Raw genomic sequence first — 10683 nt, 5'->3', positions numbered from 1 at the left:
TCACCTCTGTAGATGACGTATATTTATATATAGAATAGCATAATTATTCATTTTGTTCTATAAAAATTCAATAAATTTAGATTGTTTGTTTTATTGCCAATATTTTTTTAATTTTCCCAATCGCTGTATCGATGTCTGCTTCCGTAACTGTCAGGGGTGGGAGTAAACGAAGTACTTTAGGTCCTGCACTCAATACAAGCAACCCCTCTTCTTGAAGTTCCATTAAAAACCCTTGAACATCTTGTTTACATTCAATTCCGACCATCATCCCAAGCCCGCGAATCTCTTTCACTTCTTCCGTATCCTTCAGTGCGTTTGTCAATGCACTCTTAAGATATTCAGCCTTTTTCACAGTTTCTTTTAAAAACCCTGATTGGAAGATTTCATTTAAAACCGCTTCCGCAGCCGAGACACTAACCGGGTTACCGCCAAAAGTGGAACCATGACTTCCAGGGTTAAAGTACTCCGCTAGGTTGTCCTTTCCAATCATTGCCCCTATAGGCAGGCCATTTCCAAGCCCTTTTGCCGAAGTGATGATATCCGGTTGGAGATTAAAATGCTGGAATGCAAAAGGTTTCCCTGTCCGTCCTATCCCAGTCTGAATTTCATCAATGATAAGTAGGGCTCCATGTTTTTCGCATTGAGTTTGAATCGCGTCTAAATACGATTGCTGTACAACATGGATGCCACCCTCTCCTTGAACTATTTCAATCATGACAGCCGCCGTATTTTCATCTATGGCTACATTCACGGCATCATTGTCATTAAATGGAACATATTCAAATGAAGCTAGCATTGGTCCAAAACCAGTCTTGATTTTTTCCTGCCCTGTTGCTGCCATCGTTGCAAACGTACGCCCGTGGAAAGACTGTAGGCACGTGACAATTTTACTTTTCCCAGTAGCTTTACGCGCTAGTTTGATAGCTGCCTCATTCGCCTCGGCACCACTGTTAGCAAAAAACACCTGACTTAAACCGGAGGCATCCGCCAGCATTTTGGCTGTACGTTCCTGTATGGAACTTTGAAACATGTTCGATACATGCCAATATTTATTAAGCTGTTCCGTGACAGCCATTTTTACCTTCTGATGACAATGGCCAAGATTCAAAACCCCGATTCCTGATGTGAAATCCAGATACTCTTTACCTGTTGTACTCGTAATCTTCATTCCTATCGCTGAGTCTGGCTCAATGTTCCACCTTGCATATGTCGGAAATAAAGAACTCATTGAAATACCCCTTCTTCCTGCAAAAATTTTGTACCGATGAATTGTCCGCCTTCATAAAATGGATCTTTTCCACTCACGATCATCACTTCTTCAACACCTTTATTCAGCACGGACAACGCTGTAGTGACTTTTGGAATCATTCCTCCATGAATGCTTCCATCCATGATTAAATCCTTCGTTTCCGTTTCAGTCAATTTCTCAATGATCCGCTCATTCTTTAAGACCCCTTTAACATCGGTGACAAATAAACACATATCCGCCGATAGTGCCTTCGCCACGGAACCTGCAGCCATATCAGCATTCACATTTAATTTTGTACCTTCTTCGGTAGTGGCTATTGGCGTCAATACCGGACAATACCCTTTTTCAAATAGCATGCCAATTAACTCCGTATCGACTTGTTGTATCTCACCAACTGCCCCAAGTTTCTGTTCATCAATATACTCACCTATCAGGATTCCGCCGTCAGAACCATTTAAACCCACTGACTTAATGCCGTGTGCTTCCAATTTATGAACGAGACTGCGGTTCGATTTGCCTGCAAGCATAAGTTCCACGATTTCCATCACTTCAGTGGTCGTTTTTCTTAAACCATTTTCAAAGACTGGTTCAATTTCATATTTTTCAAGCATCGAATTGATATCAGGGCCGCCTCCATGAACAAAGACAATTTGGCAGCCGCCTTTTTGCAACTCTTTAACACTATTGAAAAATGACTCCGTTAACTCATTAATGATGCTGCCTCCGCACTTTATGACCAATATGTTCACTTTTCAACACCCCTTATGAACGATAGCTTCCGTTTATTTTCACATAATCATAAGTTAGATCGCAGCCCCATGCCGTCCCTGTTTCATTACCATCTTTCAAATAAACATGAATGATGATACTTTCATTTTCCAAGTATGCTTTGGCATCTTCCTCAGAAAACTGGATTGGCTCACCTTCTTTAAGAACGACGATATCTCCAAACATAATCGTTGTTTGATCCGGATGGAAACCAACTCCGCTTCTCCCCATCGCAGCAATGATTCGTCCCCAATTTGCATCCGCTCCAAAAGCTGCCGTTTTCACTAAATTTGATCCAACGATCGTCTTCGCCATCATCTGTGAATCTTGCTTCGTATGCATGCCATGAACATTCACTTCTATCAGTTTCGTTGCACCTTCTCCGTCTTTCGCGATTTGTTTGGCCAGATTTTCGGAAGTTTGTTTTAATAATTCCAAGAAGACAGACCATTCTGGATGGTTAGGTGTCAAAGGTTCATTGTTCGCTTCTCCATTCGCTAGCACTAACACCATATCATTCGTTGAACAATCACCATCAACCGTGATTTGATTGAATGTATCATTGGTTATCGAAGATAATGCTTGCTGTAAATCATTCGGTTCAATGACAGCATCCGTCGTAATGAAACCTAGCATGGTGGCCATGTTTGGATGAATCATCCCCGAACCCTTCGCAGCTCCGCCCATTTTCACGGTTTTACCGTCAATACTTGTTTCATAACCACAACTCTTCGTTACGATATCCGTTGTTAAAATGGAGGTACCAAAATCCTTTGCTGCTTCAGGTGTATTTTCCGGTTGCAATGACTCTATGCCTTTTTTAACTTTTTCCATTTCCATATATTCCCCGATGACTCCCGTTGATGCCACTGCAAATGAATGATCTTCCATGCCGAACTTTTGAGCGGCAAGTTTCCTCATTTCCTTGGCATCTTTTAAACCCTGCTCTCCTGTACAAGCATTCGCACAAGCACTATTCACTACAACTCCGTGAAGTTTTCCAGTAACGGCAATGCTATCCTTCGTTATATTGATAGGAGCGGCTTGAACTACATTTTGTGTATAAACCGCCGCGGCTGATGCTGGGACCTCCGTAAAAATAATACCAACATCTTTTTTGGAGTAGCGCAATCCTGCATGCACTCCTGATGCCTTAAACCCTTGAGGCATTAAAATATTTCCTTCTTGAACTTGTTTGATTTCTTCAACTGGCTGTAGTGTTTTCATATTTCCCTCCAAATTTTTTACGGATATAGTGGACTGTTCCATAGTCCTGCCGTTTCTTCTAAACCCATTAATATATTTGCATTTTGAATGGCCTGCCCTGCAGCACCCTTCACTAAATTATCAATAACGGAAACAACCGTTACCTTACCTGTTCTTTGATCATATGAGACACCAATATCGCAAAAGTTCGATCCATATACCTGTTTCGTGGATGGAAAGCGATCGAGCGGCTGCACCCGGACAAATGGATGGTTTTCGTATACTGTTTCGTATAAATCCTTTAATTCAGCATTTGAGGTTTCCCGATTTACCTTGATATACATCGTTGCCATGATTCCTCTAGTCATTGGAACTAGATGGGTATTGAAGGTAATCGGCTGTAAATCTGATGACCACCGTCCAAGCTGTTGTTCGATTTCCGGTATGTGCTGATGTTGATTCACCTTATAAATTTTAAAGTTCTCATTCATTTCACTAAAATGTGTTACGGCCGAAAGTGATTTACCCGCCCCGGAAACCCCGGATTTTGCATCGATGATCACCTCTGCGGATGCACCAGCCAATCCTTCAGTGAATAAAGGGGCAAGACCTAAAAGTGAAGCTGTTGGGTAGCACCCTGGATTTGCAACAATCTTTGCTTTCTTTATTGATTTTTCATTCCATTCAGTCAATCCATATACAGCTTTTTCAACAATATGCTGTGGTGCGGCTGGTTTTTTATACCAATGTTCGTATTCTCCTGGGGTTTGAAGCCTGAGATCTCCTGATAGGTCGATTACTTTAATATCAAGGTCTGAAAATTCCGAAATTAATTGTGAGGAAATCCCCGAAGGAGTTGCAAGAAATACAATATCAGAGTTTTTTGCAATCACTTCCGGATCAATTTCTTCTAATTTATCATTCATATGCATTAAATGTGCATTTTCTTCATATAAACTTCGACCGGATTGAGATGAAGTATGTAATGATTTTATTTTTAATTGCGGATGGTTATTCAATAATCTTATTAGTTCCACCCCTCCATAACCTGTTGCACCTACTATTGATACGTTCATTAAACCATCTCCTATAATTTTAAGTCCCTGTCATTCTTTGATTCTATTATTATAAGACTGAATAAAAATAAAATCAAATGTATTTTTATAAAATTTTAAACTTAGCATTTTATCGGGAAACTCCCACTAAAACTTCTATATTTATCCAAAAATGTTGACTACTAGTGATTTTTCCGTTTAAATCAAAGATAGTAATTGTGTAATAACGGTAACTGAAAGGTGGTCATATACATGAATGAATTTTCGTTTTCTAATCGGATGCATACACTTTTAGATAATAATCAGCACGTTAAACATATAGAAAAAGGGCGCTTCCTTTTTCAGGAGAGCACCCTAGCCAGTGATTTATATTACATTTTAAAAGGCAAAGTAGAAGTGAGCAAGGTTGTTCCGGACGGCCGGGAATTAACTATGCGCATTTGTTCGGAGAATGATTTGGTTGGGGAAACAGTCCTTTTTTCTCAGAATCCGAAATATATGATGAATGCAAAAATGTTGGAAGATGGAACTGTAGCGGTTATTTCCAAAGAATCATTAGAAGGGAAAATCGCTTCCGATAGCCATCTTGCTGTTGATATGATGACATGGCTATCCGCTCTAAACCGTAAAAATCATGCTAAATTCCGCGATATGTTCCTACACGGTAAGAAAGGTGCATTTTACTCCACTCTCATCCGTTTATCCAATAGCTATGGCACAGTAGTTGAAGACGGCAAAGTTATCAATCTTCCCTTTACAAACCAAGAACTCGCCAATTTTTGCGGCACATCTCGTGAGGTCGTCAATCGTTTGCTCGCTCATTTAAGGAAAAACAATATCGTCTCCATCAACAAGGGACACATCACGATTCTTGACGTTGACTATTTAAAACAGGAAATCGACTGTGAAAACTGTCCAATTGAAATCTGTACCATCGATTAAAAACTCCACAATAAAAGTGAGAATACATAATTCCATACTTATCTTAAAATGATCGGATTATTTTTCAGGCTCATTCATCCCTGGGACCATCGAATAATTTTCATGACTGATAAAATGCATAAAAAAAGTATAAAAGAAATCATTTCAACTATCTACAGGCGTCCACGGTCTATACAAATATGCATATTGAATTTTATTGAATCAAGGGATGGCGAAGTGCCATCCCTTGATTTTTTCATATTCCAGGAGTTTGAGAACTTATTGTTTGTCACCCGCCAATGAATGACATTTCGATTTTCCCCTGTTTTTTCACCGTTCCCGCTGCCCGCTCATCTGAATAACGGTCGTCCCTCTGGTTCCAAAGTGAAATGATGAAGTCAGTCAATTCTTCATCTGCCATGTCAGAACGGAGCAATGACTTCAAATCATGTCCCTTTCCATTAAATAGACATGTATATAAACTTCCGTTGGCAGAAAGACGTGCACGAGTACAGCTGGAACAAAAAGACTCGGATACGGATGTTATGAACCCCACTTCGGCAGTAGATCCTTTATACCTAAAGCGTTTTGCCACTTCTCCATAATAATCTTCTTCAACTGGTTCAAGATCGAATTCAGCCTGGAGTATCTCGAGCAACTCTTTTTTCGTAATGACATTCTTCAACTGCCAGCCATTTGTATGTCCGACATCCATGAATTCTATATAACGTAATGGAATGCCCTCTTCTTTACAAAAACGGGCCATCGGCAGGATTTGAGATTCATTGGCTTCTTTTTTCACTACCATATTCACTTTTACTCCAAGACCGGCTTCTCTTGCAGCAGCTATGCCTTCAAGAACCGGCTTTATCCCGATACCCCTGCCGTTCATTTTCTTAAAAAGTTCCTCATCGAGGCTGTCTAAACTGATATTCACCCTCTGTAAACCAGCTGCCTTTAAATTCGCGGCATGTTTTTTCAGAAACACACCGTTTGTGGTCAACCCAATATCTTCTATACCTTCAATTTTAATGAGCTCTGAAATCAGTGTTGTAAGTTCTTTCCGCAGTAGAGGCTCCCCGCCTGTCAATCTTAGTTTTTTAACGCCCAAGCTTGCAAATATTTTAGAAAGCCTTACGAGTTCCTCATAAGACAAGAGCTCACTTTTAGGCAAAAATTGAAATTTTTCATGAAAAATTTCAGCCGGCATGCAATATTGACAGCGAAAGTTACACCGGTCTATGACGGAAATTCTTAAATCCCTAAGTGGTCTGTGCAAGGAATCTTTAATATGACGGATCAATTAACCACTCCTATCCGAAAGTATTAGAAAAAACCAGTTCATAAACAGTGGCACCACATATTCGGGTCACAGTTTTTTGACTGGCTTTAAGTTCTATTACGTGGTAATTATTTAATTCCTAATGCTATTTTAGCATATCTGGACATTTTATCTTTCGACCATGGCGGACTCCAGACAATCTTCACATCTGTTTCCTTGACCTCTGGAATATCTTCCAGAACCAGTTTCACTTGATCGACAATCGTCCCAGCAAGTGGACATCCCATAGAGGTCAATGTCATTGATACTGTAGTCAGGCCTGCTTCATCCATATCCACATCATACACCAAACCTAAATTCACGATATCTATACCAAGCTCCGGGTCAATGACCTGCTCCAAAGCTCCTAAAATAATGTCTTTTGTATCTTGATCCACTTCAATCACTCCTTTTATGAGAAATCTCTCGTTTTAGATATAGTCGGTTTCATCATTATTTGTCCAATTTAGACTTTACACTATGTCCGTATTAGAATCATAACAGATTTCGAGTGAGTACTTAAGCTTTTTGCACAGTTGGCTGTAAATGTTTCTCGAACCAGTCTGCTGTCATAAGCACACCTTCTCTACTGACCTTATGACCAGCTTTAGGGTCCAGGATAAAATCAATTTTTTCATCTGCTTCATTATACCCTGCTTTTACTCCCTCATAAAAGCTGTATGCATGTTGATAAGGTACAACGGGATCTTTAGCACCATGCCAAAAAAGTAACGGGCGGTTAGAAAGCCTATCCTGGTTAAGACTCAAATCAAATGGCTTGAGCTGTTCAATCACCTTGGCTACTTCCTCATCAGTAGCAGGGAATTTCACTTTCCTTTTCTTAATCTCTTCCATTTGGAGTTCTGCATACGCGACATATGAAGGATTCCCCATTAAACTGACGCCGGCCGTTATCCAGTCATATGCTGCCAGGGCCCCGTTAGTCACAATTCCACCCATCGAGGTGCCCGCTACACCAATTCTGTCAGGATCGATTAATTTTCTGGACAAAAAATCCTCCTTCATAAATGATATATCCTTGATGGTCTGTAAAACCATTTCCCAAAAACGGGGCATCATTTGAGAATCACTTAAACCAGCTTCCCTTTCGCCATGATGAATCACATCGGGAAGTAGCACACGAAACCCCTTTTCAGCCATTAAATATGCATAGTGAAGATTGTGTTCTTTTGCACTTTGAAAACCATGTATAAAAATAATTAGCGGCAATTCCTGATGGTAAGTGGTCTGCTCACTTATGTGTAAAACAGGAATAGTTCCAATTTGTTCTTTTTCAATTATGATCAAGATAACCCCTCCGAATAGTTTGTTCCGGTTTTCACCTAAAGGTTTTTTTCAAATGCCCTCTCATAAGAACTTTGATTATGCTCCTATTTCCATTCCTTTAGATCTGTACTTCACTTTTACGTATTATCATCCAGCGTATAGTAATATCATACAGGAATGCATAAAGAATGAAAAAGATTTACATTTACTTTAAAATAGTCTTAACAATATTTGCATATAATGAAATCAAAAAGAACAGAAGGTGTACACATGGCTGAGAAACATTTAATCGTATTGGATCTTGATGGTACTTTACTTACCGATAAAAAAACAATTTCCCCAAGGACTAAAAAAACACTACTGAAACTAAAAGAAGATGGACACGAAGTTATGATTGCTACCGGGCGTCCCTTTCGCTCAAGTGAACTTTATTACCGGGAATTGGGGTTAACTACACCAATCGTTAATTTCAATGGCGCTTTCGTCCATCACCCATTACAGACAAGCTGGGGGGTATACCACTCTCCACTGGATATAAGTGTTGCGAAAGATATTGTTGAAGCATGTGATCAGTTTCAATATCACAACATCATCGCAGAGGTCCGGGATGAGGTTTATGTCCATTACCATGATGATAAATTGATGAACATGTTCAATGTAGGAAATCCGATCATGAAGACGGGTGACTTACGCAATTACCTTCAGGATTCCCCAACTTCTATGCTAATTCATACAGATAGTGAATATGTGGGACAGATTCGTCAGCATTTATCCGATGTCCATGCAGAATTGGTCGATCATCGACGCTGGGCAGAGCCTTTTCATATCATCGAAATCATTAAGAGCGGGCTAAGTAAAGCTGTGGGTCTACAACGGGTATCCAACTATTTGGAAATCCCCCAAAACAGGATTATCGCTTTCGGAGATGAAGATAATGATTTGGAAATGCTTGATTACGCGGGAACGGGCGTTGCTATGGGAAATGCCATCTCACCTGTAAAAACGGTGGCAAATACGACAACATTGACGAATGAAGAAGATGGTATTGCCGTCTTCCTCGAAGAAAAATTTAATATAAAATCCTGATACGTCAATTTTTACCTTCATAAAATCTCTCTTTGTAGCCAAACTAATATGGACAACAGCTTCCTTTCTGTTGTCAACAACGCTCAGAATCGGAGGAGATAAGCATGGGTAAAAGCAGTAAATCTAAACGATTTGTACAGCAGGGCAAAGATAGTGTTGCCAGGCATGCAGAAAAAATCCCTTATCACACTACGTTTGAAGAGGCTGAAAAAGACAGGTTGAGAATTATGTCTGAACAAAGCTATGGTGGCTTCTGATGGGAAACAAATTATTTCAAAAAGCTAGAGAATTTGTTGAAGAAGCTCTCCACTCTGAGCATGACGGTGACCAGCAAAAGACAGAGGATATCGCTAAAAATGCGCTTTCATCGGCTTTTGCCAACACGTCCGAGGCCGAAAAAGAACAACTGCGAGAATTACAAGAAGAGCTGGAAAACCACTCGAAATAAAGCGAAAGCCTCCAGGAAATCCTGGAGGCTTTCACTTTGTTGACTAGCTATTTCGTACCTTTCCGCCTTTTTCACCAATCTCTTTATAAAAACCTTTCCCATGCGTTTCGGAAGTTGCCTCTCCGCCTTTTTGTCCAATTTCTTGATAGAAATCCTTATCATGTTTTTCCGATGTCGCCTCTCCGCCCTTTTGTCCAATTTCCCGGTAAAAATCCTTGTCGTGATTTCTTGAAGTGGCTTCCCCGCCTTTACGTCCTGCTTCTTGTCTGCTCATTTTTTCGTCGTTAGCCATTTTCATCACTCCTCATAAGATTTTATATTGGCGCTACACTATAAGAATTAGCCGTTTTGTTCCAGCAATAAACTTAAAACGCCGAAATATCCCCATTTGTCATCGAAGTGTAATGGCCTTAATTTCCTGTTAATATCACTCCCTGCGAAAGGTACCGACAATCCCTGAAGTTTCTATGATGTTTGTGAACGCGTGCGGATCAACTTCTTTGATGATCCGTTCAAGGTCATACAATTCATACCTAGTAATGACAATCAACAACATTTCCTTATTTTCATTAGTAAACGCACCTTTTGCGGGTACCCTTGTAATTCCGCGAACTAACTTTGCATGGATTGCCTGTTTAAGTTCTTCGCTTTGCTTTGTAATGATCATGGCTGTAAGCTTCTCATGACGCGTATGTATTGCGTCCACAACACGTGTCGATGTGTATAGGGTAACAAGAGTATACAAAGCTTTTTCCGGTCCATATACTGCACCTGCCGTAACAATGATCACACCATTCAGCAGAAATAAATAAGTACCTACAGGTTTATCCTTCTTCTTTGATAGAAGCATGGCGATGATATCCATCCCACCAGTCGATGCACCATACTTCAAGGTGATCCCCACACCTACTGCCGCGATGACCCCGCCAAACACTGCATTCAATAATATGTCAGGTGACCAGCGCGTTATGGGGATGAATTCCATGAAAAGGGACATCAAGACAACGCTCAGAAAACTATAAAAGGTAAAGGACTTTCCGACTTTCCGCCAAGCAATGATCGTTACTGGAATGTTCAATAAAAGCAATAGAATACCTGTCGATACATTAAAAGGGGCAAAAGAACCTATCATCCTTGATAGAAGCTGTGCCACTCCTGTAAAGCCGCTTGCATAAACATTTGCCGGTATTAGAAAAAAGTTCATTGCAATTGCATTCAGCAACGCCCCGACCACAACTATGATAATTTTCTTAATTTCACCACTATACATCCTAAAAACCTCCATTTCACCCTTATCCTATTATCTTTTTACCGTTGATTATTTATTCTATTTACGTAGAGA

The 10683-nt window shown here is 40.1% G+C and carries 12 protein-coding genes and 1 pseudogene; 4 read left to right on the top strand and 9 right to left on the bottom strand.

Features of this window, described 5'->3' with window-relative positions; genetic code table 11:
• Positions 1–76: 76 nt before the first annotated feature.
• The 4 genes from LQ203_RS12680 to argC are packed head-to-tail and all read right to left on the bottom strand — an operon-like array spanning position 77 to position 4299.
• Positions 77–1228, bottom strand: coding sequence for an acetylornithine transaminase (locus LQ203_RS12680; RefSeq protein WP_230158713.1), 1152 nt, complete (start codon positions 1226–1228; stop codon positions 77–79).
• Positions 1225–1998 (bottom strand): acetylglutamate kinase, encoded by a 774-nt coding sequence (gene argB / locus LQ203_RS12675; RefSeq protein ID WP_230158712.1) that lies wholly within the window; start codon positions 1996–1998, stop codon positions 1225–1227. The genes LQ203_RS12680 and argB overlap by 4 nt, the downstream gene beginning before the upstream one ends.
• A 13-nt stretch (positions 1999–2011) precedes the next feature.
• A complete protein-coding gene (gene argJ / locus LQ203_RS12670) occupies positions 2012–3244 on the bottom strand; it encodes a bifunctional ornithine acetyltransferase/N-acetylglutamate synthase (RefSeq protein WP_230158711.1) in 1233 nt (410 codons plus the stop codon).
• 17 nt (positions 3245–3261) lie between these two features.
• Positions 3262–4299 carry an N-acetyl-gamma-glutamyl-phosphate reductase gene (argC, locus tag LQ203_RS12665; protein WP_230158710.1) on the bottom strand — a complete coding sequence of 346 codons (1038 nt, stop codon included), beginning with the start codon at positions 4297–4299 and terminating at the stop codon, positions 3262–3264.
• 231 nt (positions 4300–4530) lie between these two features.
• Here argC and LQ203_RS12660 point away from each other — a divergent pair, with 231 nt between their 5' ends.
• Positions 4531–5220 (top strand): Crp/Fnr family transcriptional regulator, encoded by a 690-nt coding sequence (locus LQ203_RS12660; protein ID WP_230158708.1) that lies wholly within the window; start codon positions 4531–4533, stop codon positions 5218–5220.
• Positions 5221–5488: 268 nt separating this feature from the next.
• Here the strand turns inward: LQ203_RS12660 and moaA are convergent, their stop codons facing one another.
• The 3 genes from moaA to LQ203_RS12645 all read right to left on the bottom strand — a co-directional run bounded on the left by moaA (position 5489) and on the right by LQ203_RS12645 (position 7828).
• Positions 5489–6502 carry a GTP 3',8-cyclase MoaA gene (gene moaA / locus LQ203_RS12655; protein WP_290370577.1) on the bottom strand — a complete coding sequence of 338 codons (1014 nt, stop codon included), beginning with the start codon at positions 6500–6502 and terminating at the stop codon, positions 5489–5491.
• Positions 6503–6609: 107 nt separating this feature from the next.
• Positions 6610–6918 (bottom strand): metal-sulfur cluster assembly factor, encoded by a 309-nt coding sequence (locus LQ203_RS12650; protein ID WP_230158706.1) that lies wholly within the window; start codon positions 6916–6918, stop codon positions 6610–6612.
• A gap of 121 nt (positions 6919–7039) precedes the next feature.
• Positions 7040–7828 (bottom strand): prolyl oligopeptidase family serine peptidase, encoded by a 789-nt coding sequence (locus LQ203_RS12645; protein ID WP_230158705.1) that lies wholly within the window; start codon positions 7826–7828, stop codon positions 7040–7042.
• 249 nt (positions 7829–8077) lie between these two features.
• On the opposite strand from LQ203_RS12645, the gene LQ203_RS12640 reads away from it, so the two are divergent.
• From LQ203_RS12640 to LQ203_RS12630, 3 genes are all read left to right on the top strand, one after another.
• Positions 8078–8893, top strand: a complete 816-nt coding sequence (locus LQ203_RS12640) for a Cof-type HAD-IIB family hydrolase (protein WP_230158704.1) — start codon at positions 8078–8080, stop codon at positions 8891–8893.
• Between the two features lie 104 nt (positions 8894–8997).
• On the top strand, positions 8998–9150 hold the full coding sequence (locus LQ203_RS12635) for a hypothetical protein (RefSeq protein WP_202315534.1): 153 nt from the start codon (positions 8998–9000) through the stop codon (positions 9148–9150).
• Positions 9150–9341: a DUF3813 domain-containing protein gene (locus LQ203_RS12630; protein ID WP_230158703.1), complete on the top strand. Its 192-nt coding sequence runs from the start codon at positions 9150–9152 to the stop codon at positions 9339–9341. The genes LQ203_RS12635 and LQ203_RS12630 overlap by 1 nt, the downstream gene beginning before the upstream one ends.
• Positions 9342–9399: 58 nt before the next feature.
• Here LQ203_RS12630 and LQ203_RS12625 read toward each other — a convergent pair.
• Together LQ203_RS12625 and LQ203_RS12620 are read right to left on the bottom strand one after the other, a co-directional pair.
• Positions 9400–9633 (bottom strand): annotated as a pseudogene (locus tag LQ203_RS12625) (general stress protein); the annotation flags it as partial.
• A 135-nt stretch (positions 9634–9768) separates the two neighbouring features.
• The gene (locus tag LQ203_RS12620) at positions 9769–10611 is read right to left on the bottom strand and encodes a YitT family protein (protein WP_230158702.1); all 843 of its coding nucleotides are present in this window, start codon (positions 10609–10611) and stop codon (positions 9769–9771) included.
• Positions 10612–10683: the final 72 nt, after the last annotated feature.

Origin of the sequence: Peribacillus sp. Bi96 (assembly GCF_918698115.1) — a bacterium.
GTDB lineage: Bacteria > Bacillota > Bacilli > Bacillales > DSM-1321 > Peribacillus.
The sequence above is the reverse complement of the archived record's forward strand: the minus strand, read 5'-3'. Positions and strand labels throughout refer to the sequence as shown.